Here is a 25,622-nt window from a genome sequence, read left to right as displayed (position 1 = left end):
CCCGGATTTATTCGTAGCTTTGCTTTATGAAACGACTTTCTTTTATATGGTTTGCGGGGTTGTTGTGCCTTTGTACAACAATGGTTTCGTGTGTGGGAACGGCACCCATGAAGGAAGTACGCCTTATCGACTCTCTAAACCAGGTGGCTTATGCTTTTCGTTATAAAAACCTGGATTCATCCTGCCATGCGGCATCAAGAGCCTACCGTGAAGTCAGCCTCTATAAACAAGGAAAAGCGGAAGCATCCAATAATCTGGGCTTTTGTGCTTTTATGCGCATGGATTTTGAGCAGGCCGAAAAGTTTCATATGGATGTCTATAATCTGACCAAGAATGAACTGGAACTCCTTATTGCCGACATCGGTTTGATGAAGATTTATCAGCGGACGGCGTTGAACAAGGAGTTCTACGATTATCGCAATAGTGCCTTGCACCGTATGAAAAGAATAGCGGAGGATGACAATCTGTTTGTGGACCAACACGAGCAAATGCGTTTGAATTATGCCCGTTCGGAATTTTATATTGTATCTGCTGTGTATTATTATTATTTGCAACAGCGTCCGGAAGCTGTAGCCTCTATTAATGAAGTTACTAAAAAACAAGAGTTGCTGGCAGATACCAATCAGCTGTTGTATTATCACTACATCAAAGGTTCTGCTGCCTTATGCGAGGGTGAGACACCGGATGAGCGAAGACTGAGAGAATTTGATGAGCTCTATACCGCATGGCGGTTGGCTTCGCGCAAGGGCTATCTTTACTTTGAGGGCAATGGAGTGCAGGGACTTGCCAACTTGATGGCTTCACCGGATAATTACGCATTTTTTCAAGACCGCCGCTCCCATGCCTTGACACGTTTTGGAGTACCGGTAGATTCGCTGCTTCCCATGCGTCTGGGGCAGTTGGCATTGCAAAAATTCAGCCAATACAAGGATTTGTATCAGATAGCAGGTGCATATGTATCTATCGGCAAATACCTGAATGCCCACAGTCACTATACAGAAGCTCTTGACACGCTAAAACTTGCTCTGGAATGTGTAAATGACCATCACCGCCTATTCTATGACTGCCACGATAGTTTGGACTGGCTGAAAGCATTTGACCGTCGAGATACGATTTGTGCGGAGAAGGCATGGATGGAGCAGAAACTGAAAACCGTGCCCGAGTGGATTTCACGTATTCGTGAACAGTTGAGCGTTTCGTATGCAGGACTCGGAATGAAAGAAAAATCAGACTATAACCGCAATATTTACCTGGATATCCTTGAAGATACACGCCAGGATAAAGAACTGGAAAGCCGCTATCAGGCATTGGAAAAGGAGGCGGGGCAACTCAACGTCGTGTTGTCACTGGTCATTGTGGGCTTCGTGCTTGTATCCCTCTTCTTCTGGTTTTTCAACAAGCGTTCCAAAGACCGGAACAGAGTGCATCTCCGCCGTCTGCAGCTGATGCTGGATATTTGTCAGAAGATAACGGCATCCATTCCGGCAGATGCACAGACTGAGGAGGAAATCGTCGACTCTATCCGGACGGCTGTCTGCCCGGAATTGGAAAAGCTGTTTGGAGTGAAGGATATCCGCATAGATAACGGGCAATTAGTGTTCCCGCGTCGGATGAGCAAGGATGAGCAGGCGATGGTACGGGTGATAACTCCCTATATCCAATGGGCAATCGACAACGGCATGACGTCCATCTCCCTTGGCGACGAACGCCGCAGACTGGAAAAGCAACGCTACATTTACGAGCAGCACATCGCGGGGAACAAACGGCAAAATCTGATAAAGAAAGCATGTATGGCTATTGTCAACGGAATTCACCCGTACATAGACCGTATCATCAACGAAGTGCAGAAACTGACTCAAAAAGGATTCATCAAAGAGGAGCGGATCAAAGAGGAGAAATACCAGTATATCGACGAGTTGGTTACTACCATCAATGAATACAATGATATTCTTGCCCTTTGGATAAAGATGAAGCAAGGAAGCCTTAGCCTGAACATAGAGACGTTCGAATTGAATGAACTTTTCGAGCTGCTTAGGAAGGGAAGCCGTACATTCGAGATGAAGAGACAGTCGTTGGAGGTGCAGCCTACGGATATCCGGGTAAAGGCAGACAAAGCCCTTACATTGTTTATGATAAATACACTGGCGGAGAATGCCCGTAAATATACCCCTCAGGGCGGTATGGTGAAAGTATATGCACGGCAGGAGGAAGATTATGTGGAAATCTCGGTAGAGGATAATGGTTGTGGATTGTCACCGGAAGATGTAGCCCGCATTGTGGGAGAAAAAGTATATGACTCGAAAGCCATCGGTATGAGTGACGCTCCCGACAAGGAGGAATTGAGGAAGAACAAAGGAAGTGGCTTTGGACTGATGAACTGTAAGGGCATCATTGAAAAATATCGCAAGACGAATGATTTGTTCAAGGTCTGTCTGTTCAATGTGGAGAGCGGGCTGGGAAAAGGCAGCCGTTTTTATTTCCGTCTGCCTGCCGGTATCCGTAAGTCTGTGTCGGTGTTGCTCGTCGTGTTGTCTTTGTGCATGTCATCCTGCCGGCATGCTGTGGAACAGACTGCTTCCGGAGAGGTGTTGCCGGATTCTTTGGCACTGCTTGCACAGAATGAATACGAAGCTTTGCTGGACGAAGCCTCCGATTATGCCAATGAAGCTTATTACTGCAATGTGGACGGAGAATACGAACTGGCTTTACAATACATAGATTCGGCAATGTATTGCCTGAACGAACATTACAAGCAATACGCCCATCCTATACATCGCTATATGACGCTGACGGGAGACGGGGCGCCTGCGGAACTGGATTGGTGGAACCAGATGTTCAATTCGGATTTCCATGTAATTCTGGATATCAGGAATGAAGCGGCAGTCTCATTTCTTGCATTGAAGCAATGGGATGACTATAGTTATAATAATGCTGCCTACACTACCTTATACAAACTGTTGGGAGAAGACCAATCCTTGGAAGAATATTGCCGGCAGCTGGAGCGTTCCACCAACAACAAGATGGTGGGCATTTTGCTGGCGGTGATTTTGCTGTTCGTATTGCTGTTGGGATATTACATACTTTACTTCCGTAAACGTCTGGTGAACCGCTGGAATCTGGAGCAAGTGCTGGAAATTAATGGAAAGGTGTTCAATGCCTCCTTGTTGCCGGTTTCGGATACGGAGGAAATGTTGCAGCGTGAGGAGGATACATTGAAGGAAATCCCGCGGCAGATTGTAGGTTCCGCTTTTGATGCAGTGAACGAACTTTTGAGTATCGACCGGTTAAGCATAGCTGTATACAACGAGACTACACATAAGCTGGAATACACTTCCAATCCAGTGGAAGATACCGCCGTGGACGAGTTGCCTGTCCGAAGGAAATATATGGAGAATTGTTTTGAGCAGCAAGTGTACATATCGGAAAAGGGTATACAAGCATTGCCGCTTGTTGTGGATGCAGGCAATATGTGTCGTTGCATAGGTGTGCTGTGTCTGGAACGCAGGGAAGGTACGGAGCAGGAGACCGACCATTTGCTTTTGGAACTGATAGCCCGTTATGTCTCCATTGTAATCTTCAATGCAGTGGTTAAGTTGGCTACGAAATACCGGGACATCGAAGTGGCTCAAGATGAAGCCCGGCGAGCTTCCTGGGAAGACAGTTTGCTGCATGTACAGAACATGGTGCTGGATAATTGTCTTTCGACCATCAAGCATGAAACGATTTATTATCCGAACAAGATAAAGCAGCTGATAGGGAAACTGCGGTCCGGCAAACAGACAGAAGCGGAGGAGCGGGAAACGGTGGTTGCCATCAGCGAATTGATAGAGTATTACAAAGGTATCTTTACGACACTCAGTTCATGCGCTTCCCGCCAGTTGGAAGAGGTGACTTTCAGGCGTGCGACAATATCTGTGCCGGAACTTATGGCTACTGCCGGGAAATATTTCCGCAAAGTGTATAAGGGAAACAAGGCGCATATTGATTTTAAGATACAACCGTTGGAAGGACGGATTACCGGTGACTGGCACCAGTTGCGTTTCCTGCTTGAAAACCTGATAGACGAGGCTTGCTCCGTAACTCTGGATGGAGCTGTCTGTCTGTCGGCCCGGGAAGATGGGGAATTTATACGTTTTCTGTTTACAGATATGCGCAGGGAAAAGACCCGTGAAGAATTGAACCAATTGTTCTATCCCGACTTGTCCCGCATGACGGCCGGTGAGAAAGGAGAACTGTATGGTACGGAATATCTGGTGTGCAAGCAGATTATCCGCGACCATGACGAGTTTGCCGGACGCCGGGGATGCCGTATCAATGCCGAACCGGGAAAGGAAGGAGGTTTTACAATATATTTTACGCTACCGAAAAAATGAAATATGGAAGACAAAAAATTTAAAGTAATCATCGTTGAAGATGTCAAGTTGGAGCTGAAAGGGACGGAAGAGATTTTCCGCCATGAAATTCCCAATGCGGAGGTAATAGGTACTGCTATGACTGAGCAGGAGTTCTGGACATTGATTGAAGCCGGCGTGCCGGATCTTGTTCTGCTGGACTTGGGACTGGGAGGTTCGACCACAATCGGGGTGGACATCTGCCGGAATATCTTCAAGCGTTATCCGGGAGTACATGTGCTGATATTCACGGGAGAAATATTGAATGAGAAGTTATGGGTGGACGTACTTGAAGCCGGCGCTGACGGCATTATCCTGAAAACCGGAGAGTTGCTGACCAAAACCGATGTGCAGGCAGTGATGGACGGCAAGAAGCTGGTCTTTAACTATCCGATACTGGAGAAGATAGTGGAACGCTTCAAGAAATCTGTCCTGAATGATGCAAAACGTCAGGAAGCAATCATAAGCTATGATATTGATGAGTATGACGAGCGTTTCCTCCGTCATTTGGCACTGGGCTATACCAAAGAAATGATTGCCAATCTTAGGGGAATGCCTTTTGGAGTCAAGTCGCTGGAGAAACGGCAGAATGACTTGGTCGGCCGTCTTTTCCCGCCTAGTGAACGGGTGGGGGTGAATGCCACTCGTCTGGTGGTGCGTGCATTGGAACTTCGAATCTTGAATATAGACAATCTGGAAGCCGACGATGAGTAAACTCCGAATGCCACATCCCGCTACGATGTTCTTCCTGCTGACGCTGGCAGTCATCCTCCTTTCATGGATATTCGATGTCTATGGTCTGAGCGTGCTGCAACCGCAGACTGGAGAAGAAATACGGGTGCAGAGCCTGCTGAGTCCGGAGGGCATACGCTGGCTGCTGCGCCATGTCATAACCAATTTTACGGGATTCGCTCCGTTAGGGCTGGTGATTGTGGCTATGTTCGGAATAGGGGTGGCACAGCATTCGGGTTTCATCGATGCATGTATTCGCAGGGGGGTACGACGTCCACGTGATCCTTGGCGCATTATTCTGCTGGTCATTGTCTTAGGACTGTTGTCCAATATAGTGGGAGATGCAGGATATATCATTCTGTTGCCGATAGCTGCAACTTTGTTCCAGTCCGTCGGTCTGCACCCCATTGGAGGTATAATTACAGCTTATGTTTCAGTCTCTTGTGGCTATAGCGCTAATGTGTTTTTGAGTACATTAGACCCCATGATTGCCTCTGTAACGCAAGAAGCGGCTGATAGGATGAATATTGCTCCGGGGCAGACTGGACCGCTGTGCAATTATTATTTTCTCTTTGTTTCCACGTTCCTGCTTGCATTCATCATTTATCATATTACCCGCAGGAGCTTGTTGCCGCACTTGGGAATGTATGCAGGGGATATTCATTTTAATGGCTACAAACAACTGTCCCGCAAGGAACGGAGAGCTATGTTGGGAGCTGTATTTGCAGGCTTGCTGTATATTGCCATTATTCTGTGGGCTACATTCTCTTCATGGGGGATATTGCGGAGTGTCAATGGTGGGTTGATTCGTTCTCCGTTTATAGTTGGTATTCTGTTTTTGCTTTCGTTTGGAATAGGTTTGATGGGGATGGTCTATGGTTTTGCCTCCGGCCGATACCGTACGGACGGTGATGTGATAGAAGGACTTACGCAGCCGATGAAACTGCTGGGCGTTTATTTTGTGATAGCTTTCTTTGCCTCACAGATGTTTGCTTGTTTTGAATATTCCCACTTGGACAAGTGCATTGCCATTTTAGGCGCTAATCTGCTGTCCTCTGCCTCTTTGAGTAGTTTATGGATATTGATTCTCTTCATTCTTTTTACGGCGCTGGTCAATCTCTTTATGGTATCTGCCACAGCTAAATGGGCTTTTATGTCTTTCATTTTTGTTCCGGTATTGGCAAGTATGGGCATTTCGCCGGATATGACCCAATGTGCGTTCCGTATAGGTGACAGTGCAACAAATGCCATAACACCTTTTATGTTCTACATGCCACTTGTCTTGACCTATATGCAGCAATATGATAGGCAATCCACTTATGGTTCACTACTGAAGTATACTTGGAGATATTCTTTAGTCATTCTATTGGCATGGACCACCTTATTTGTACTTTGGTACATCAGCGGTTTGCCATTAGGACTGTAATGTCATAACCGATGAACAGCCCGCTTTCGATAACCCCGGTAATGGCTTTCAGTTTCTGTTCCAAATCAGGAACAATGTTGCTGAGATGAATGTCAAGAATGAAATTACCGTTTTCGGTAAATACCGGACCGTCTTTTCCTTCTGCAAGACGTAGGCTGATTTTTGAAGCTCCCAATAAGCGTATCTCGTTTTCCACATGGGAGAGAGCATGTGGAAACACTTCTACCGGTATGGGGTATTTGCTCCCCAGTTTGCTGACAAGCTTGCTCTCATCGACAATGATGTAAGTCTTGCCACTGCTTTTAATTAGGAGTTTCTCCTTAAACATGGCTCCGCCACGTCCTTTGATGAGGTTATTATGCGGATCCACTTCGTCTGCACCGTCGAATGTCCAATCCGGACGCTTATTCCACAGAGTAGTTTGCGGCAGGCCAAGCTGTATACATGTCATCGAAATTTCGGCAGATGCCGGAATGATTTCTATATGCAGAGATTCTTGTTTAACTCGCTGAGCTAATGCAAACAAAGTGAGATAAACGGTAGAGCCGGAGCCTGCTCCTATGGCATCACCGTCTTTGGCCAGTCCGGCAATTTCCTGGGCTACCAATTCCTTACTCGCCTTATTGCTGATTTTATTTGACCATTGCAATTCTTGTATCAACTGATTTTCCCATTCCATCTCTTTAAAATTTAGCTGTTATTACTCTTTCATTCATTTTCGGGTCAATGCTACTTTTCCTATTTGAATATTCCTCCATATTTTTACTTTTTATAATTAGTAACATTGATAATTTGCAAAATGTTTTAATACATCTGTATATAAATACCGTGTATCTTGTTTGTAAAGGTAACTAATCATTACTTTTTATGTAGCAAATGAGCCTTTTATACATAGGTAACGAAAAAAGGTGATACAAAAATTTGCAATATTCGTAAAAAAGCGTACCTTTGCACCGCAATTAAGGCTGGTTCCGTAGCTCAGCTGGATAGAGCAACGCCCTTCTAAGGCGTGGGTCTTGCGTTCGAATCGCAACGGAATCACAAGGAAAAAACCGCAAATGGCTAATAAAAAGCTTTTGCGGTTTTCTTGTTTTAGAATTAGAAAATGTCCGCATTTTGTCAGCATAGGTTGTAATGGGAAACAAATTGGAGTATTTGGTTTACATTGCAGGCAAGATTTATTTGCGATACCTGGAGAAAAAATTATCAATCCAACGGACTAGATATACTATAATAACTCCGGCTATGACCATACTGATAATACGTACCAACATAATTTATAGAATTAAAGATTTGTTTTTATAGAATAATAATGTGCAAAGATAATTGATTGGTGGAGAAACAAAAACTCTGGAAAGGATATAAAGATAGGAATTAACGCATATTTTCACAGATATAATCTTCTATTGTAAAATCACTCTTATATCTAGATATTTCCGGATTCTTCTCTACAGTCGTAATGCAACGTTTTTCTTTACCAAGTACCAACCGGTTTAGGAAGCTCAGGATGTCATGACGATTATCCTTCATAGGAGAATAGGATAGGGAATGTCCTATACCTTCCGCTATATAGAAATAGTATGCTGTCTCTTTTTCTTTCAGTTGCATACAGATAAAGTTTGAGCCCCATAGCCCCATTTCCTCTACTACTGCCTTAGTAAAAGGAACCGTGCTGTCGGCATCACCATGGAACAACATAAGAGGACAAGGGGACATTATCCATTTTGGAATACCATTGGCACAGATTGCTCCAGAAAAGGAAATGACCCCTGCATAATTGAAATTGGCAGGTAATCTGTCCGCAAAAGCCGTTTGATTGCAAATCTCATACTCTGCTTGAAGGGCAGTTATCGCACCTGCACTCGAACCGCAAGCTATAATTTGTGCAGGATTTATTTGCCATTCTACACTATGCTCAATTATATAATTTGTAGCATCACCAAAATCTTCTACAGCACAAGTGATTGCTTGTTGCAGGGCAGAAGAGAATCCTTGCAAGTCCGAATACTCCGATTTATCTATATCCTTTAATTGGGTACGGTAATCTGTTGATACTACCACATAGCCGGCTCGTGCCCAAAAATGAAAATAAGAAATGTAATCGGGATTATCTCTTCTCCCGCCTTTGAAACCTCCCCCAAATGCAAAAAGAATGACGGGCTTTGATTGTGTCCCTTGTATTTGATCAATCATTACATACTTGTCCAGTTTCAGAGTATCAGCCTTTTTGATGGCAAAAGTATATGTTTGCTTGTCAATATGCTGTGCATGCACAACAGTAGCTATACTCAATAATGAGCATGCCATCAAGATAAAAATAAAGCGTTTTCCCATATTCAGTTTATTCTATTAATGCTGCGTGGATTATCTGACCTACAAAGATAGAATAAAACTATAACTAAAAAGATGACATTTAGACATAAAAAAAGGCTATCTATCCCAGACAGCCAATCTTTTTTATTAACCTTAAATCTAATACTATGAAAAACACAGTACAAAGATACGTACTTGCAGGAGATATCCAAATTTTAGCGGGTAATCAGCGGATATTATAACATGGTTTAGTAGAATATTATTTCCGTTAACTATTAACATAAATAATATTCAATTTAACAGAAGAAGGAATTAATATTCCTCATCAGTGATTGCAAACTTTAGTCATGTCCACTGTAAATCCACCATTGGCGGGTATAAATTTTCCTTTTCTTTTAAGAAATTCTATCAGGGTATCTACATCCATATTGTTGGCAGAGCAGGTGAAAAAACGCTGCTGCTCGCCGAATTTTTGGATAATGGCTTCTCTCAATGATAACTCAGTATAACTATTACCTTCCATCATGTGAAGGACTTCATGTGCATGTAATTGTTCCATAATCTTTTTTTGTGGCAAAGATAATATGATATTCTAAGTATAAGTGTAACATATGTGACAAAGTCCAACACACATATCCGGATATTTGCTTTTACGTAAAATAACACTTGTTACGACTATGCTAAAAACCTCAAAAAAAGTAAAAAGGTTTTGCTTCTATACCATTGTAAACTAACTTTGGGAATCAACTTTTAAATGAATTAAAGCATATGAAAAAATTAATCTTATCTATTGCACTATGTTGTGCAGCTACGAATTTCTTTGCGCAGAATGCTGACCCTGCCCAGTTGGTCAACGATGGTAAGGCTGCTCTTGAAGCTAAAAATTACCAGGAAGCTTACACAAAATTTAGTACTTATCTGACACAAACAAACAACCAAGATTCCGTAATTGCATATAACTGTGGCGTTTGTGCCGATAAGATAAAGAAACCTGCCGAAGCTTTGAAGTATTTTGATATTGCTGTACAGAAAAAGTATAACCTGGCAAATGCTTATATAGGTAAAGCCGGTGCTTTGAAAGATTTGAAGAAAAATGATGAGTATGTTGCCACTTTAAAGGAAGGGCTGGAAGCAAATCCCGGTAATAAGACATTGACTAAATTGTATGCCACTTATTACGTAAATCAAGGTATCATGGCGCAGAAAGCCAAAAAGATGGATGCAGCCGAAGAAGCATTTAAACAAGCCATAGCTATCCAAGCAGATAATGTAAATGCACTTAACAGTCTGGGTTCTTTGTATTATAGTAAGGGTGCCAATACCATGAAAACAGATGTAGAAAAAGCAAAAGTTGAATTCAAGGAAGCCAAAGAATATTTGGATAAACTTATTCCATTGCTCTCTGCAGACAAACCAGCTCAAAAGAAGATGATGGATAATGCAAAAACGATGTTGAACTTCATCGACAGTCAATTGAAATAAAAGACTCTCCTATATAAAAAAGAGGCAGATATCTGAATTGATATCTGCCTCTTTTTTAATGTTATGAAATGATTATTTAGTTCTTTTCAGTACAACAGCTGTACGTGCCGGTATGTAAAGCTTCAGCCACTCCTTCTTGTCTTTTTTATAAAGCGGATCGTGGATGGTAAAATGTTTGATGGTATCATCCGTCAAACCATTACCGCCATAATCTGGATTATCTGTATTCAAAATAACTTCATAAGTTCCGGCAGGAACCAAGAAACCGTAATCAGTAAAAGACTGCTTAGGGTTGAAGTTGAATACAAAAATCAAGTCCTTGCGCATATAGGCCAATACCTGGTCACCGTCATTATGCCATATTTCTTGGACCGGAGTAGCCTGGAAGTTCTTTATGCTTTTTACAACTACCAACATGGCAGCATCAAAGTCACCCATATAATGATATGCCAGATTCTTGTTGTCCACCAAATCCCATTGACGGCGGGCATATTTACAAGACCAACCGTTACCTTCACGGGGGAAATCAATCCATTCCGGATGTCCGAATTCATTGCCCATAAAGTTAAGATAACCGCCATTGATAGTAGTCGCAGTCAGTAAACGTATCATTTTATGGAGAGAAATGCCTCGATTTACGGTATAGTTCTCGTCTCCTTTCTGCATGTGCCAGTACATATCCGCATCAATCAAGCGGAAAATGATGGTTTTATCGCCCACCAAAGCTTGGTCATGGCTTTCCGCATAGGAGATGGTCTTTTCATCTTTGCGGCGGTTGGTCACTTCCCAGAACATGCTGGATGGCTTCCAGTCTTCATCTATTTTCTCCTTGATTGTCTTAATCCAATAATCGGGAATATTCATGGCCATACGGTAATCAAATCCGTAGCCGCCATCTTCATATTTTGCCGCCAGTCCGGGCATTCCCGATACTTCTTCGGCAATGGTGATGGCTTTGGCATTGACCTGATGGATAAGCCGGTTGGCAAGTGTCAGATAACAAATGGCATTGTCGTCTTGATGTCCGTTGAAGTAATCTCCATAATTACAGAATGCTTCTCCCAAACCATGACTATAATATAACATGGAGGTTACTCCGTCAAAGCGGAAGCCGTCGAAATGATATTCTTCCAGCCAGAATTTACAGTTAGACAGCAGGAAGTGAATAACTTCGTTCTTGCCGTAATCAAAGCAAAGTGAATCCCAAGCTGGATGTTCCCGACGTCCACCGGGATAGAAATATTGATTAGGATCACCGGCAAAGTTACCCAAGCCTTCCACTTCATTCTTCACAGCGTGTGAATGGACAATATCCATGATAACGGCAATCCCCATACTATGGGCTGTATCAATCAACTCCTTCAGTTCTTCCGGAGTACCAAAACGGGAAGAAGCGGCAAAGAAACTGGAAACATGGTATCCGAAGCTACCATAATAGGGATGTTCCTGGATAGCCATAATCTGTATGCAGTTGTAGCCTTCTTTGGCGATACGTGGAAGAATCTTTTCCTGAAATTCCTTATAGCTACCGACCTTTTCCTCCTGCTGAGACATACCGATATGGCATTCATATATCAATAAAGGATCTGTAGATGGCTTGAAAACCCGCTTTTTCATTTTATAGGGTTTCTCCGGAGCCCAAACCTGGGCACTGAATATTTTAGTCTGTTCGTCTTGTACGACACGTGTAGCCCATGCAGGAATGCGTTCACCGCAACCACCGTCCCAATGTACCATCAGCTTGTACAAGTCACCGTGTTTCACGGCATCAGCAGGAAGCTTGATTTCCCAATTACCGTTTGCTTTACGCTTCAAGCTATATTTTTTTTCTTCTTTCCAATCGTTAAAAGTTCCGACCATAAAGATTTGGGTTGCGTTAGGCGCCCATTCACGGAAAACCCAACCATCGTCAGTACGATGCAGGCCGAAATAGAGGTATCCGGATGCAAAATCAGACAAGGTTAGTTTTCCTTTGTTGGTCAATTCCGATTCTTTGTCTATGGCATGTTGATGACGTCCGTTGATGGCATCGGCAAAAGGTTCCAGCCATGGGTCATTCTTGATTAAATTCAATGTTTCCATAAAGAGGATGAGTTTTGGATATTTGATAAATTTACGCTTTAACTTTCACAATTATTTTTTTTACACCGTCAGGGGTAATACCCGGAGCATGCCCGTCCTGAGGGAAAAAGATAGCAAACATTCCGGGCTTCACTGCAATATAGTCCTCCGCCAGTCCTTCAAAAAAAGTGATGTCTTTTTCCGCATTGTAAGGAGCATCAACCGGAAGGCAGTCTTGGGCGGCGGTATAACCCATTATCTCCGTACCGGACAAGGGTATTTGAATGTCAATATAGTCTTTATGGGTTTCCAGTTTGGCATTTTCTTTTTCTTTTGGGTTTGTCTGCGCCACGTTGACCAGCAAGTCCTTTCCTTTCAGTTCGGTCTTGCCGATTTCCAAAGAGTGCAAGTCATGTGATTTTAAAAAATCAATGGCCTGCTCAAACAGAGGATGCAGCAAAGTATATTTTTCTATGTTTTCAAGTCTGTCTATAACCATAATTCAAATGTTTTAAGTTAGTTATATAGGTAAATTATTCAAAGTCGTCTATGGTGTAATTCACAAAATCAGAAAAACGCTTCATCTGCTTGAAGATGTCGTCTGTACGATCCAAAAAGTCTGGAGCAAGAAAGAAGCTGTCCGGCTGGCAGCAGGCAACCGTATACTCTTTACACTGAAGGTATTTCAGATAGGGATAGTCCTTTGGAAATCCTTTTGGAGCTGTTTTTAGAAAATTCTCTCCGATGACGGGAAAGTATTGCTTGAAAGCAGGATCTTCCACTATACTGCGAAATTCATCTATATTGTCGTATACCGCTTGTCGCAGAGCTCTTAACAAGGGCGGGGGAGGACAATAACTTCCACCGGCCAACAAGCAGTTTCCCGGTTCCAGATGCACGTAATAGCCACAATGGTCGGATTTCTTTCCTTTCGCATTGATATATCCTCCCAGATGTGTCTTGTAGGGAGTTTTATCTTCGGAAAAGCGTGTATCACGATAAATACGGTATGTACAGTCCTTTGCTTCTATACCACGGATGCTTTCATCAAATAAAGAGATACGGGAGATAATTACTGTAAGCAAGTTTTCAAACTCGCTGCGGGCGACTTCATACTGTTCCCGGTGAGAATTGAACCATTCACGATTGTTGTTTGCAGACAGTTCTTTCAAAAATTGAAATATAACAGGGATATTCATATCATATTCTTTCCTTATTATCTGCCAAATTTACGGATAATATTTCTAACATGCTACAAAGAAGGGTAAAAAAAAGCATCGGCTCTGGTAAACCGATGCTCCTTACACATTTATCAATCAAACAGACGCTTCTGTTTTTGATGTACTTACTTATCACAAGCGGGTACGTCTCTTTTAATTAATCTTATATCTAATACTATGAAAAACACATTTATATAACACAACAAATCGGGATTTTGTTCATGCAGATGAGGATAACTTTAGCATAAAAAATGGGTGGGTCATTTTATTCTGCATCCGGTTTGCACTATCTTTGCAAGAAAAAATGTAGAATATGGCCGAATATAAATTTGATGAAGATAGCGTTAAAGCGCTGATAAATTGGGCAAAGAGCACATCTTTCCCTCAAAGTGTAACATTGTCTGATGCTGAGAACATAGTGGATGTGAAACGCTTTGTGCAAGCTAACCTGAGTGATATAGATGCACATTATCCTGATGATTTTTATAATCCTGCCATCACGCGGCTATATCGGCTGAAGGAATATATGGAAGAGAACAAATAAAGACTTGGCACTGATTATGCGGAAAACCACGAAGCGATTAAGAAATCCGCGTTGTTCTGCATAATCAGTGTCAAATCTAATAAATCACCAGAGTTGTGACTCCGTTATAGCTTTATCTTAAGTATCTTTCCTCCATATCCTTCGACGGCCACATTAGTAGCCTTATAGGGAAGCAGACTTATGTTTTCTTCTTTTCCGCTGAGCAGCTCCGTAGCTTTGTACTGGTCCATCTGCGGTATTTGTAGGAAGTCAAAAGCATGGGAAGGAATATTTATGGCAAGGTCTGCCGAGATATGGTCGAAGTTCACGACGAACAGCAGCAGGTCTCTCTCAAATTTGCGCAGGAATGTATATTGCTTATGTTCATTAAAGCGCCATCCGTTGACATTGGCATACATCAAATCGAAGAAAGCCCCCTGAGAGATGGCCTTTTCTTCATTGCAAAGAGTCAGTAGCCGTTTATAAATGCTGTATAGGTGTTTCTGGTCCTCCGTCAGCATCTTGCCGTCGAACTTGCCGCCATTGCGCCAACGGCGGATGGTATCTACACTCCAATAGTCAAAGATGGTTGTACGTCCGTCTCGGCCGCTGAAACCTTCACTATCCATGCCCAGCTCACCAAACTCCTGACCGAAATAAATCATCATCGGATTGGTGTTCATGCAAGCTGACACAATGAGTGCCGGAATCGCCTTGCGTGGGTTACTGGCAAAAAAGTCGGAAGCGATACGTTGCTCGTCATGGTTTTCCAGAAAGTTCAGCATGCGTTTTTCTATACCTCCCAGACTTTGCCAAGAGCGGGTGATGGCAGTTGCCGATTCATACCCGCAAGTAACAGCCCGCAAGGTATCATAAAGTCCTACTTTGTCGTATAAATAATCAAACTTGCCACGGAACAAGTAATTCTTGTATTCTCCCGGGTTGTAGACTTCGGCTATAAACAGCAGGGAGGGATATTGTTCCTTGACCTGCGGAATTGCCCATTCCCAGAACTCTACGGGAACCATCTCGGCCATATCGCAACGGAAACCGTCTATGTTCTTTCCCGCCCAGAACAGCATGATATCCAGCATCTTGGTCCATGTGTCGGGAATGGGGTCGAAATGGCAAGTCCCGCCGTTCTGGTAATCCACTCCATAATTCAACTTTATAGTTTCGTACCAATCGGTGATGTTTGGATAAGCGTCAAAACGGTTGTTTCCGGTAGCTTTTGCCGGAAACTCCCTATAAGGTTCGGCGGCTGCACCTTTCATGTCAAATTGGCCATGCAGTTCCGATTTCGGGATATAATAGAAGTTATTATATGGGCTGAACGCATAATTGGTATCATCGTTTGAACCCAGTTGTGAAGTGCCATCCGGCTGGGCATCCGAGTGATATTGACGGGCTACGTGGTTGGGAACAAAATCTATGATGACCTTCAGACCGCTACGGTGAGTGCGCTGCACCAGATTCTCAAACTCTCTCATACGCTCCGGTACGTCCTTGGCGAGATCCGGATCGACATCATAGTAGTCCTTGATGGCATAGGGAGATCCGGCTTTACCTTTCACAATGGCCGGATGGTCGGGTTGGATATTGTGACGGCGGTAGTCAGTTTGCGTAGCATGCTCGATGATGCCCGTGTACCATATATGTGTAGCGCCAAGCTTCTTGATTTCTCCCAACGCCTTGGCTGTAAAGTCAGCCATCTTGCCGCATCCATTTTCGGTGATGCTGCCATTATTGATGCAGTGGTTATTGTTGTTTCCGAATAGTCGGGTGAACACTTGATAAATAATCAATTTGTTTTCGTCGTTCATTTCTTTGTTTTCTATGTTATAGAATGGTTATTTTATTCTTTCCAAATGCTGCCTTTGTCTATGAGCAGACGTTCCAATATATCATTGGTCGTATTATATCCCTGCATGAATATCTCCTCCGCCTTTTCCAGCTCTGTATTGCTGTATCCCTCCAAGTTATAAGGTTCTATCAGCAAATCAGCCTTCTCGCGTTCAGGAAAAGAGTTGGAGCGGAACATAAAGTTATAGGAACGTAAGGCAATGCTCACAATGTTCATTTTATACTTGGTCGCCATCAGAGGGCTGACATTCACGGCAATCACTTTTTCGCATATACGGCGGAGGGTAGAGACCGGCAGGTTCATCAGCAGACCTCCGTCCACGTAATGGGTGCCGTCTATATTGACCGGGGCAAACAATACCGGCATGCAACACGAAGCAGCTATGCGTTCGGCGATGTCACCCTTATGGAAATGTACCAAACGTCCATGGTCCAGATCAGTAGCTGTAATAATCAGAGGAATTTGCAGTTCTTCCAGTTTTTTGGATTTCAAATTGCTTTTCAGGAAATCGATGAATTCTCCCAATTCAAACAATCCGACTTTGGGAATCACCAGTTTGGTCAGGTCCTGAAACTTGTGCCCGGCAAAGTAGTCAAGAACTTTATGCGGTTCATTGCCGTCGGCGTAGAATACCCCGGCCAAGGCTCCGGCGCTGACTCCGGAAAGTATATTGGGCTTTATGTCATGTTCCAATAAGGATTGCATGGCACCCAAATGGGCAAAGCCTTTGATGAAACCGCCGCTTAAGGCAAAACCTATTGGATATTTTTTAGTGAACCAGTTGTTCGTTACTACTTCCATGTTGAAAATATGATATATTGTTCGGCACGAAATTAATGATTTTATTGTAGGGAGAAAGGAAAATAGCGGAAAAAAGTTCAAAGTATTAAGAGAAAAGTCTTCTCTATTAAGGAGAAAGTTTTTCTTAGTTAGGGAAAAAGTTTTTATCAGTTAAGAAAAAACTTTGTTTATGGTTTGCGGATGTCTATCCCAAGCCTTGGGATAGACATCCGCAAACTGGGGATATGTATCCGCAGTGTGCGAACAAAGTTTTAGGATTAAGGGATACTGTTTGAGAATATACGTTTATTTCTTTGCGATTGCTTTCAGCAGTGCATATCCTCCAAACCACTGAATCAGCATGCCCGGAATGCCCATACGGAAATCTTGCACAGCCAGAAAGAAATTACCGCACAACGCCCATTCAAAGACCGTACCGATAATTTGATAGGAGAGGACTACACCCAGCAATGCCAATAAAGAGATATTCTTGGCATAGCGTGCAGCAAGAGCGGCGGTTCCGGCCAGCAGACCGGACTTTATAAGTATGGCCGGCAACACGGCTGCTGCAGGCATGGCAAAAAGCAGATGATTGATGACCGGAGACAAGAGAGCCGTCAGCAGACCTACCTTGAAACCATATTTATAAGCAGCTATCAGTGTAAAGAAATAGATGGGAAGCAACGTCGGACCGCCTGCTGGGACCAGATGGCAGAGTTGCGGCAAGGCGATGTTTCCTGCCACGAACAGCAGGGCGAATAGATAGGTCTTTACGTTGCCGAAAGGCAAAGAATAAAGTTTTGCAGATGTTTCCATTTGTATAATATTATAGTTGATAAATCTATTTTTAGTATGACTGTTTAAAACTGAAAAGGTTTAATCAAATCTTCACCAATTCATATTCCATGGTTCCCAATCCTATTTTCTCGGCATGGCGCAATCCGGCAAGCCAGTCCGTGTCGGGGTGCATCAAGTGGAACTTGTCGCATCCACACAAGTCGTCGTGCTCGTGTGCCGTGGCAAGGCAATTGTTACCGTGCAGTATCGGGGCTTGGATGACCATATCTGCACATGCCTTGTCCAGTGCAACCGGGTCTGCCGAAGCCAGAATGCCGAGGTCGGGCACGATGGCGGCATCGTTGTGGTTCCAGCAGTCGCATTCGGGAGATACGTTCATGATGAAGCTGATGTGGAAATGGGGCTTGCCCATAACGACAGCGAGGGCATATTCCGCAATCTTGTAGTTCAGGCGCTCGGAGGTATCTTCGGCTCCCATCACGGCACCGTCGTGCTGGCAGAGGGCTACGCACTGTCCGCAACCTACGCATTTGGTGTAGTCTATTTCTGCCTTGCGGCTGGTATTGAGGTGCACAGCGTCGTGTGCGCAGTGCTTCACGCAGATGTTGCAGCCTATGCAGCTTTCTACGTCAATCTTGGGTTGCGAGGCGCAGTGCAGTTCCAGCTTTCCGCCTACACTGGCACATCCCATGCCCAGATTCTTCAAAGCACCGCCGAAGCCGGCTTGTTCGTGTCCCTTGAAGTGGTTCATACTGATTACAATATCGGCGTCGGCTATCGCTGTACCGATTTTGGGTGCCGGACAATATTCTCCGTTCAGAGGGATTTCGCGGTAGTCCGTTCCCTTCAGTCCGTCGCCGATGATGACCTGGCACTGGGCCGAAATGGGGTTGAACCCATTCTCCATCGCGCTTTGCAAGTGGTCTACGGCATTGGCGCGACGACCGGAATACAGTGTGTTGCAGTCCGTCAGGAAAGGTTTGGCTCCCAGGCTGCGGAGCAGGGTTGCCATTCGAGCTGCATAATTGGGACGCAAGTATGCCAGATTGCCGGGTTCGCCGAAATGGATTTTGATGGCAGCAAAGCTATCCTTCAAAGGGAGTTGCTCGATGCCTGCCCGTTTCAGCAAGCGTTCCATTTTATCCAAAAGATTGGATGTAGGGGAAGTACGCAAGTCAGAGTAGTATACTTTTGCTTTTTCCATGTGTTTTACCTGTTTATAGTGATAGTATCTGCAAAAATAACGGATTATTTCCATATTAATAGGTATATGGCTAAAAAAAGTAGGGAAATCCCTTTTGACAAATAGGGGGATAATAAGAGGTCTATCCATGTTTCTGCCTACCTTTGTGGCAACTAAAAACTCGATAAGATGAAAACAATCAGACTAATTATTGCGGGACTGGTAATGACGATGGGATTCAGCAGTTGTTCCAGCTTGTTTTATGATGCTAAGGTAGATGTGTTGAACAGTATCCAGAAGGGGATGAGCAGGCAGGAGGTCACCAAGATATTGGGAACTCCAGAGTATCGCCGCTTCGACCGGGATATAGAAGAATGGGAATATTCCAGAGTGCTGTCCGGTAAAAGTAATATCAGCCGAACTCAGATTGTCGTGACTTTTGAAGGTGGGAGAGTCGTTGCAATGGACTCATTCTCCGGAGAGCCACGTACGTTGCCGGTTGTTCCCAGTGAAGTAGTGATAGATTCTCCAGCTCCGGTTTATGTCAGGGGGATGCACCCCGAAGACTTCCGGCATTTTTATGAAAAAGTGAAGTCCCGCCCTTTCAAGGATGATCAAATCGAAATGATGAGAACCGTTGCCCGAAACAACAGTCTGAACTGTGTACAATGTGCCAGTTTGATGGCACTATATACTTTTGATGACGACAAGATGAAAGTCCTCAGAATATTCGCTCCCAATATCGTAGACCCGGAAAACTACGAAGCGATTTTAGACGTCATTGATTCACTGTTCAAGAAAGACGACGCCAAGAAAATTCTGGGTATACGCTATTAAGGAGCAGGCTTGTCAGAACGCATTATAAGGGAAAGTGCCATAACGGACCGTTCCCGTGCCCTATATTCATGTCTTTCCCCCGGTTTATCGCAGTACCGATATACTCTTTAGCCTTGCAGACTGCTTCATCGGGTTTGCTGCCACCGGCAAGAAATGTAGCTATGGCAGAGGAAAGGGTACACCCCGTGCCGTGCAGGTTACGGCTCTCTATTTTGGGATTGGAATAGAGGATGCATCCGGATGGCAGGACGTCAGCCCCGGCAGAAGGTTGCCGGCAATAAAGCACGTCGCACATGTCATTGCCCTCCAGATGTCCGCCTTTGACAAGAACAGCGGTGTTGTATCTGCAGGATAATTCCTGTGCCGCTTGCTGCATCTCCACAGTGCCGGCAATGGTTCGCCCCCAAAGCAGGCTTGCTTCATTCAGGTTGGGAGTAATGAGGGTGCATAGCGGAAACAGTTCCGTCTTAATGACTTGTATGGTTTCTTCGGTCATCAGCCGCCGTCCGCTGGTCGATATCATGACGGGGTCATAGACTATACACTCCGGAGTATATGTCTGAAGACAATCGACAATGGCGGTCACAATACCGGCATCATATACCATACCTATCTTGACGGCATCCGGCCTTAAATCATCCATAACAGAGGCGATTTGTGCCTTAACCATATCCGCAGGTATCGGATAAACCGATTGTACTCCCAGTGTATTCTGTGCAGTAACAGCCGTGATGACGGAAGCGGCATAACCTCCCAAAGCGGAAATGGTCTTTATGTCTGCTTGTATGCCTGCACCACCCGAACAGTCGGAACCGGCAATGGAAAGGATAATAGGGGGAAGCATGAAATAATTAAAAATTAGAAATTAAAAATTAAAGGGGTGAGAGGAAAGCTGTTTCAGGTGGAGGAAGTGGGGGATGAAAGCTTCCTTCGCTTGCTGCCAGACATCTCCCAGCAGTACGGCACCTCCGAAACCTAAAGCGGCTATTTCCGGAAGATGTTCCAAGGTGATGCCACCCAATGCCATCACCTTTGAGTCGATAATACCAGCTTGCTGCGCCTTCTGCAAGGTATCGCAGGAGTAAGCGGAAGAATAGCCTTCTTTGGATATACTGTCATAAATGGGGCTGAGGAACACATAGTTACAATCTGATTTATGTTTCAACACTTCTTCAAGAGAGTGACAAGAGCGACTGACATGTCCCTTATATCCGGACGGTATCTGCGGATTGCGCCCGTTCAGATGAATTCCTTTCAGACCGAAAACGGATGCCAGCTGGAATTGCTCATGCGTGACAATGCGTGGCATATATTCCATCGGTAGCTGTTGAAGAAAATTCCCCATCTCCTCTGCCGAAGCTCCCGGCTTGCGCAGGTGGAGTATTTCCAAACCGTTTTGGAATAAGGAGGTAACTGCCTCTGCTTCTCCTTCAAAGAATTGCGGCGTGGTAATGACTATCAGTTTCATATCTTTATGGATGTTTGCCTATAATGAGAGAATATACGACTGCATGGTCCTTAAATCAATCGTCCATAGCTTTCCAGCCAAGGGTTCACCGTAGCCGCAAATCAGTTTCAACACTTCATTGGCTTCTACGCTACCCACAATGGCAGGGGTTACGCCGATAACCGATTTGTCCGGAGATGGCATGAGCAGTGTCCCTTCTTCATCCGGATAGAGGTCACGATAGTTTTTTGCACTCTCACCGTAGCAGAAGACGGACACTTGGCCTTCAAAGCCTTGAATGGCACCATAAACGTAGGGCTTGCCCCAAGCGTTGCATACGTCATTCAGCAAGTAGCGGGTAGCGAAGTTGTCGCACCCGTCTACCACTATATCGTAGTTCCTTATCAGTTCTCCGGCATTCTTCTTGTCCAGACGGAAGGGGTATACTTCCACGTTTACATCGCTGTTCAAACCCTGCACTCTACGGGCGCCACATAGAGGTTTAGGCTGCCCAAGGTCAGCTTCAGCATACAGAACCTGACGTTGAAGATTACTGATGCTGACCTGGTCATCGTCCACCAATCCCAGCGTTCCGACTCCTGCTCCCGCCAGATAGAGGGCAATGGGAGAACCCAATCCTCCCACACCGACTATCAACACCTTGGCATTACGCAGTTTCTCTTGTCCGGCTTCGCCTATTTCAGGGAGGGACGTTTGTCTGGCATATCGGTTCATTTGTTCATTATTATTAAGGTTCTGTATTCGGCCACTCATCTCTTGAAAGCCTTCAAATCAAAACTCGCATCCCAATCTTTCCACACTGGTTCGCGCCCCAGGCGTTTCAATGCTTTGTCCACTTCCACAGCCTTGCGCTCGTCGCTGACATGAAACTGTTCCAGTGTTTGCGGATAGCTGTAATATCCTCCCGGTTCGGTCTTGCTTTCGGCGCTCATGGTTGTCACACCGAGTGTTGCCATATGGTCGCGTATATCGGCAGGCTCGCGGGTGGAGTAGGAGATGTCTACATCATGGTCGAAGATGCGCATGGCGAAAGTGACTTGTGCCAGTTCGCGGTCGCTCATGATGACATTGGGCTGGAAGCCGCCGTTCTCCGAAGGACGCATACGGGGGAAGTTGACGCTGTATTTCGTTTGCCAATAATGTTTCTGGAGATAGCGCAGGTGATAAGCCATCATGGTGATGTCTGTCCGCCATTCTTTCTCCAGACCGATGAGCACTCCCATGCCGATGGAATGGACGCCTGCCTGCCCCATGCGGTCGAAACCATTGACACGCCATTCGAATTTGGACTTCATGCCACGGGGGTGGTAGATGTTGTAATTCGACTTGTGGTAGGTTTCTTGAAAACAAATCACGCCATTCATGCCGTGTTCTTTCAGCGTTGCATACTCTTCCGTTTTTAAGGGCATCACTTCTATTTTCAGATTGCTGAAGTAGGGTTTTGCCAGGTCCAGTGCACGGGCTATGTAGGGCACGCCTGCTTTGGCCGGATTTTCTCCCGTCACCAACAGCAAATTCTCGAAAGGTGCCAGCTTCTTGATGGCCTTGTATTCGTTCACGATTTCTTCTTCCGTCAGTATGGTACGCGGCATGGGGTTGCTGATATGGAAACCGCAATACACGCAAGAGTTGGTGCAGGAATTCGTGATGTAAAGAGGCACGAACATGGAGATGGTTTTCCCGAATCGTGCCTCGGTGTATTTCTTGCTCAATCGTGCCATCGTCTCCAGATAGGGGGCAGCGGCGGGTGAGATGAGGGCCATGAAGTCCTCTACATTACAATGTTCTTTGGAGAGGGCACGGCGTACATCCGCATCTGTCTTGGCATGGATGCGTGCCGTGGTTTCCTCCCAGGATATATGTTCTAATTCGTCTGAAAACATAGTGCTCTATCAATTCCCATTTATTTCTTTTTTAATTCTCTCGACAACCGCATCGCACAGAAGTTCGGTCCGCACATCGTGCAATACTCCCCATCCACATGCTTCCCTGCATGAAAATAGCTGAACGCACGTTCCGGGTCGAGCGACAAGTCAAACTGGTCTTTCCAGCGGAATTCATAACGTGCTTTGCTCAGTGCATTGTCACGCACTTGTGCTCCGGGATGCCCTTTTGCCAGGTCGGCGGCATGGGCGGCTATCTTATAGGTGATGACACCTACACGCACATCCTCCTTATCGGGCAGTGCCAGATGCTCTTTGGGAGTGACATAGCAGAGCATCGCCGTACCCAGCCAGCCTATCTGCGCTGCACCGATGGCGGACGTGATATGGTCGTATCCCGGTGCGATGTCCGTCACGATGGGGCCGAGCGTATAGAAAGGCGCATCGTGGCATTTTTCTATCTGGCGCTCCATATTCTCCTTAATCTTGTGCATGGGCACGTGGCCGGGACCTTCGATGAAAGCCTGCACATTCTTGTCCCAGGCACGCAGCACAAGCTCGCCCATCGTGTCGAGTTCTGCAAACTGCGCTTCATCGTTGGCATCGTGCGTAGACCCCGGACGCAGCCCGTCTCCCAAAGAGATGGCAACGTCATACTGTGCCAGAATGTCGCAAATGTCATCAAAGTGTTCGTAAAGGAAACTCTCGCGGTCGTGCACCAGGCACCATTTGCTCATGATGCTGCCGCCACGGCTCACGATACCGCACAGCCTTTTCTCGGCCAGATGCACATTATGGCGGCGTATACCGGCATGGATGGTGAAGTAGTCCACTCCCTGCTCGCATTGTTCAATCAAGGTGTCGCGGTAGATTTCCCAGGTGAGGTCCTCCACCTTGCCGTTCACTTTCTCCAATGCCTGGTAGATGGGGACAGTACCTACCGGAACGGGACAGTTACGGATAATCCATTCGCGCGTTTCGTGGATATTCTCCCCGGTGGAGAGGTCCATCAGCGTGTCGCCTCCCCATTTACAGCTCCACAAAGCCTTTTCCACCTCTTCTTCAATGCCGGAGGTGGTGGCGGAGTTTCCGATATTGGTATTTATCTTCACCAGGAAGTTACGGCCTATAATCATCGGCTCTGCTTCGGGATGGTTGATGTTGGCAGGAAGCAGGGCACGTCCGGCGGCAATCTCCCGGCGTACAAATTCCGGTGTGATGTGTGTCTCTATTCCCAGCTCCGCGCAGTTCATGTTCTCGCGAATCGCCACATACTCCATTTCAGGCGTGATGATGCCTTGTTTGGCATAGTACATCTGTGTGCAGCATTTTCCTTGAAGGGCGCGGTAGGGCAGGGTGATGTGCTCAAAGCGCAGAGAGTCGAGCGACCGGTCGTCGCGGCGCATGCGCCCGTACTCCGACGTTATTTCGGAAAGCTGCTCCACATCGCCGCGTTTCAGTATCCACGGCTCGCGCAGACGGGGCAGCCCTTTCTTCAAATCCACTTCGACGGCAGGGTCGCTGAACGGTCCGCTGGTATCATACACATACACTTCCGGATTCGGAGTAAGTACCTTTTCTCCATCAACGAAGTTCGTACTGGGCACTTGCTCCACCTTGCGCATAGCTACGCGCAATTCGGGAAACAAGGTGCCCGGCAAATATACTTTCTCGGAACGGGGGAATTTTATCTTCTGGTTCATTTTTCTTTAGGTTTTGTTATGTAGAGATTTACGATTAGACAATTTACGATTTACGATTGGAGTTTGTATTGTTAAACAACCTCTCTCAACCGGTAGGTTTATGATTGCATGAGTAACTTCAATCGTAAATCGTAAATTGTCTAATCGTAAATCTCCCTGTTTTGTCATTTTTCATTCAAGAAAGCCGTCAGCGGTGAGCTGGCTTCCGCAACAAAATTATCTGCCTGTATGCCCAGACCTGCTTCGTATGCCATGCGTCCCGCCTCTACAGCCTGCTTGAACGCTACCGCCATGGTCACGGGGTCGCCCGCCACTGCAATGGCTGTATTCACCAGGCAAGCCGAAGCGCCCATTTCCATAGCCTCTGCCGCATGGCTCGGGGCACCGATACCGGCATCCACCACTACGGGGATATTGGCTTGTTCAATGATTATTCTCAGAAAATCCCTTGTCTGTAGTCCTTTGTTTGTGCCGATAGGAGCACCCAGCGGCATGACGGTGGCGGCACCAGCTTCTTCCAGCCTCTTGCACAGTGTGGGGTCGGCCTGGCAATAGGGCAGTACCACAAATCCTAACTTGACCAGTTCTTCCGTGGCTTTCAGCGTCTCCACAGAATCGGGCAACAGATAGCGGGGGTCGGGGTGTATCTCCAGTTTCAGCCAGTTCGTGCCGAAAGCTTCACGCGCCATCTGTGCAGCAAAAACAGCTTCTTCGGCATTGCGCACGCCGGAGGTGTTGGGCAGAAGCTGGATACCGGGATGCTGTATGTGTACCAGCATATTGTCTTCCTTGTTGTCCAGTTCAATGCGTTTCATGGCTACCGTCACCATTTCTGTGCCGGATGCCAGGATAGACTGCTCCATCACTTCATCGGAATTGAACTTTCCGGTTCCTAAAAACAGACGGGAGTTGAACTCACGTCCCGCAATCACTAATTTTTCCATATCAGTCGTCATAT

Annotated in this window: 22 protein-coding genes and 1 tRNA gene; 7 read left to right on the top strand and 16 right to left on the bottom strand. The window is 45.5% G+C overall.

The genetic code is table 11. The features are described 5' to 3' along the window. Window positions 1-26: 26 nt before the first annotated feature. Genes DWZ03_RS04305 through DWZ03_RS04295 form a run of 3 tightly spaced genes read left to right on the top strand, consistent with a single transcriptional unit; the run spans window position 27 to window position 6,549 of the window. Window positions 27-4,373, top strand: a complete 4,347-nt coding sequence (locus tag DWZ03_RS04305) for a DUF5113 domain-containing protein (protein ID WP_120128959.1) — start codon at window positions 27-29, stop codon at window positions 4,371-4,373. A 3-nt stretch (window positions 4,374-4,376) separates the two neighbouring features. Continuing rightward, window positions 4,377-5,105: a DUF5932 domain-containing protein gene (locus DWZ03_RS04300; RefSeq protein WP_005829066.1), complete on the top strand. Its 729-nt coding sequence runs from the start codon at window positions 4,377-4,379 to the stop codon at window positions 5,103-5,105. Further along, window positions 5,098-6,549, top strand: coding sequence for an AbgT family transporter (locus DWZ03_RS04295; protein ID WP_119958392.1), 1,452 nt, complete (start codon window positions 5,098-5,100; stop codon window positions 6,547-6,549). The genes DWZ03_RS04300 and DWZ03_RS04295 overlap by 8 nt, the downstream gene beginning before the upstream one ends. Here DWZ03_RS04295 and rpiA read toward each other — a convergent pair. After that, a complete protein-coding gene (gene rpiA / locus DWZ03_RS04290) occupies window positions 6,524-7,228 on the bottom strand; it encodes a ribose 5-phosphate isomerase A (protein WP_016273732.1) in 705 nt (234 codons plus the stop codon). The two genes, DWZ03_RS04295 and rpiA, sit on opposite strands and share 26 nt — an antisense overlap. A 288-nt stretch (window positions 7,229-7,516) precedes the next feature. Between rpiA and DWZ03_RS04285 the strand changes: the two genes are divergently transcribed. After that, window positions 7,517-7,590 (top strand) — tRNA-Arg (locus DWZ03_RS04285). A 333-nt stretch (window positions 7,591-7,923) separates the two neighbouring features. On the opposite strand, the gene DWZ03_RS04280 is transcribed toward DWZ03_RS04285, so the two are convergent. Both DWZ03_RS04280 and DWZ03_RS04275 read right to left on the bottom strand, forming a co-directional pair. Further along, entirely contained in the window at window positions 7,924-8,883 is a 960-nt protein-coding gene (locus DWZ03_RS04280; protein ID WP_120128956.1) for an alpha/beta hydrolase family protein, read from the bottom strand. A 304-nt stretch (window positions 8,884-9,187) separates the two neighbouring features. Then, the gene (locus tag DWZ03_RS04275) at window positions 9,188-9,421 is read right to left on the bottom strand and encodes a YecH family metal-binding protein (RefSeq protein ID WP_005825578.1); all 234 of its coding nucleotides are present in this window, start codon (window positions 9,419-9,421) and stop codon (window positions 9,188-9,190) included. Window positions 9,422-9,630: 209 nt separating this feature from the next. Here DWZ03_RS04275 and DWZ03_RS04270 point away from each other — a divergent pair, with 209 nt between their 5' ends. Next, window positions 9,631-10,344, top strand: a complete 714-nt coding sequence (locus DWZ03_RS04270; protein ID WP_008664631.1) for a hypothetical protein — start codon at window positions 9,631-9,633, stop codon at window positions 10,342-10,344. Window positions 10,345-10,416: 72 nt separating this feature from the next. On the opposite strand, the gene DWZ03_RS04265 is transcribed toward DWZ03_RS04270, so the two are convergent. From DWZ03_RS04265 to DWZ03_RS04255, 3 genes are read right to left on the bottom strand one after another with little or no spacing between them, the layout of a single operon-like run. Further along, complete coding sequence (locus tag DWZ03_RS04265; protein ID WP_098032631.1) at window positions 10,417-12,426, bottom strand: alpha amylase C-terminal domain-containing protein; 2,010 nt, start codon at window positions 12,424-12,426, stop codon at window positions 10,417-10,419. A 31-nt stretch (window positions 12,427-12,457) separates the two neighbouring features. Further along, window positions 12,458-12,904 carry a YhcH/YjgK/YiaL family protein gene (locus tag DWZ03_RS04260; RefSeq protein ID WP_005825575.1) on the bottom strand — a complete coding sequence of 149 codons (447 nt, stop codon included), beginning with the start codon at window positions 12,902-12,904 and terminating at the stop codon, window positions 12,458-12,460. A 34-nt stretch (window positions 12,905-12,938) separates the two neighbouring features. Beyond that, window positions 12,939-13,604: a DUF2461 domain-containing protein gene (locus DWZ03_RS04255; RefSeq protein WP_005825574.1), complete on the bottom strand. Its 666-nt coding sequence runs from the start codon at window positions 13,602-13,604 to the stop codon at window positions 12,939-12,941. A 334-nt stretch (window positions 13,605-13,938) separates the two neighbouring features. Here DWZ03_RS04255 and DWZ03_RS04250 point away from each other — a divergent pair, with 334 nt between their 5' ends. Further along, the gene (locus DWZ03_RS04250) at window positions 13,939-14,169 is read left to right on the top strand and encodes a DUF6965 family protein (RefSeq protein WP_016273735.1); all 231 of its coding nucleotides are present in this window, start codon (window positions 13,939-13,941) and stop codon (window positions 14,167-14,169) included. Between the two features lie 104 nt (window positions 14,170-14,273). On the opposite strand, the gene DWZ03_RS04245 is transcribed toward DWZ03_RS04250, so the two are convergent. The 4 genes from DWZ03_RS04245 to DWZ03_RS04230 form a co-directional block, all read right to left on the bottom strand. Further along, on the bottom strand, window positions 14,274-15,971 hold the full coding sequence (locus DWZ03_RS04245) for an alpha-amylase family protein (protein ID WP_005825570.1): 1,698 nt from the start codon (window positions 15,969-15,971) through the stop codon (window positions 14,274-14,276). A 32-nt stretch (window positions 15,972-16,003) separates the two neighbouring features. Beyond that, window positions 16,004-16,813 carry a patatin-like phospholipase family protein gene (locus tag DWZ03_RS04240; protein WP_005837092.1) on the bottom strand — a complete coding sequence of 270 codons (810 nt, stop codon included), beginning with the start codon at window positions 16,811-16,813 and terminating at the stop codon, window positions 16,004-16,006. A 285-nt stretch (window positions 16,814-17,098) separates the two neighbouring features. After that, a complete protein-coding gene (locus DWZ03_RS04235; protein ID WP_044467741.1) occupies window positions 17,099-17,608 on the bottom strand; it encodes a hypothetical protein in 510 nt (169 codons plus the stop codon). A 64-nt stretch (window positions 17,609-17,672) separates the two neighbouring features. Then, on the bottom strand, window positions 17,673-18,794 hold the full coding sequence (locus tag DWZ03_RS04230; protein ID WP_005837094.1) for a DUF362 domain-containing protein: 1,122 nt from the start codon (window positions 18,792-18,794) through the stop codon (window positions 17,673-17,675). 168 nt (window positions 18,795-18,962) lie between these two features. Here DWZ03_RS04230 and DWZ03_RS04225 point away from each other — a divergent pair, with 168 nt between their 5' ends. After that, complete coding sequence (locus tag DWZ03_RS04225; protein ID WP_120128953.1) at window positions 18,963-19,610, top strand: DUF4476 domain-containing protein; 648 nt, start codon at window positions 18,963-18,965, stop codon at window positions 19,608-19,610. A gap of 22 nt (window positions 19,611-19,632) precedes the next feature. On the opposite strand, the gene thiD is transcribed toward DWZ03_RS04225, so the two are convergent. The 6 genes from thiD to DWZ03_RS04195 form a co-directional block, all read right to left on the bottom strand. Further along, window positions 19,633-20,454 carry a bifunctional hydroxymethylpyrimidine kinase/phosphomethylpyrimidine kinase gene (thiD, locus tag DWZ03_RS04220; RefSeq protein ID WP_120128951.1) on the bottom strand — a complete coding sequence of 274 codons (822 nt, stop codon included), beginning with the start codon at window positions 20,452-20,454 and terminating at the stop codon, window positions 19,633-19,635. A 21-nt stretch (window positions 20,455-20,475) separates the two neighbouring features. Then, the gene (locus tag DWZ03_RS04215; RefSeq protein ID WP_016273738.1) at window positions 20,476-21,078 is read right to left on the bottom strand and encodes a thiamine phosphate synthase; all 603 of its coding nucleotides are present in this window, start codon (window positions 21,076-21,078) and stop codon (window positions 20,476-20,478) included. Window positions 21,079-21,096: 18 nt separating this feature from the next. Continuing rightward, complete coding sequence (locus DWZ03_RS04210) at window positions 21,097-21,792, bottom strand: HesA/MoeB/ThiF family protein (RefSeq protein WP_009038438.1); 696 nt, start codon at window positions 21,790-21,792, stop codon at window positions 21,097-21,099. A 35-nt stretch (window positions 21,793-21,827) separates the two neighbouring features. Continuing rightward, the gene (gene thiH / locus DWZ03_RS04205; protein ID WP_008664609.1) at window positions 21,828-22,961 is read right to left on the bottom strand and encodes a 2-iminoacetate synthase ThiH; all 1,134 of its coding nucleotides are present in this window, start codon (window positions 22,959-22,961) and stop codon (window positions 21,828-21,830) included. Between the two features lie 20 nt (window positions 22,962-22,981). Then, window positions 22,982-24,664 (bottom strand): phosphomethylpyrimidine synthase ThiC, encoded by a 1,683-nt coding sequence (gene thiC / locus DWZ03_RS04200; protein ID WP_005837102.1) that lies wholly within the window; start codon window positions 24,662-24,664, stop codon window positions 22,982-22,984. Between the two features lie 164 nt (window positions 24,665-24,828). Then, on the bottom strand, window positions 24,829-25,608 hold the full coding sequence (locus DWZ03_RS04195; RefSeq protein WP_035448505.1) for a thiazole synthase: 780 nt from the start codon (window positions 25,606-25,608) through the stop codon (window positions 24,829-24,831). Window positions 25,609-25,622: the final 14 nt, after the last annotated feature.

Source organism: Bacteroides sp. AF29-11 (assembly GCF_003602895.1).
Lineage (GTDB): Bacteria > Bacteroidota > Bacteroidia > Bacteroidales > Bacteroidaceae > Bacteroides > Bacteroides uniformis.
Note: the sequence above shows the minus strand (reverse complement) of the source record. Positions and strands in the feature narration are given on the sequence as shown.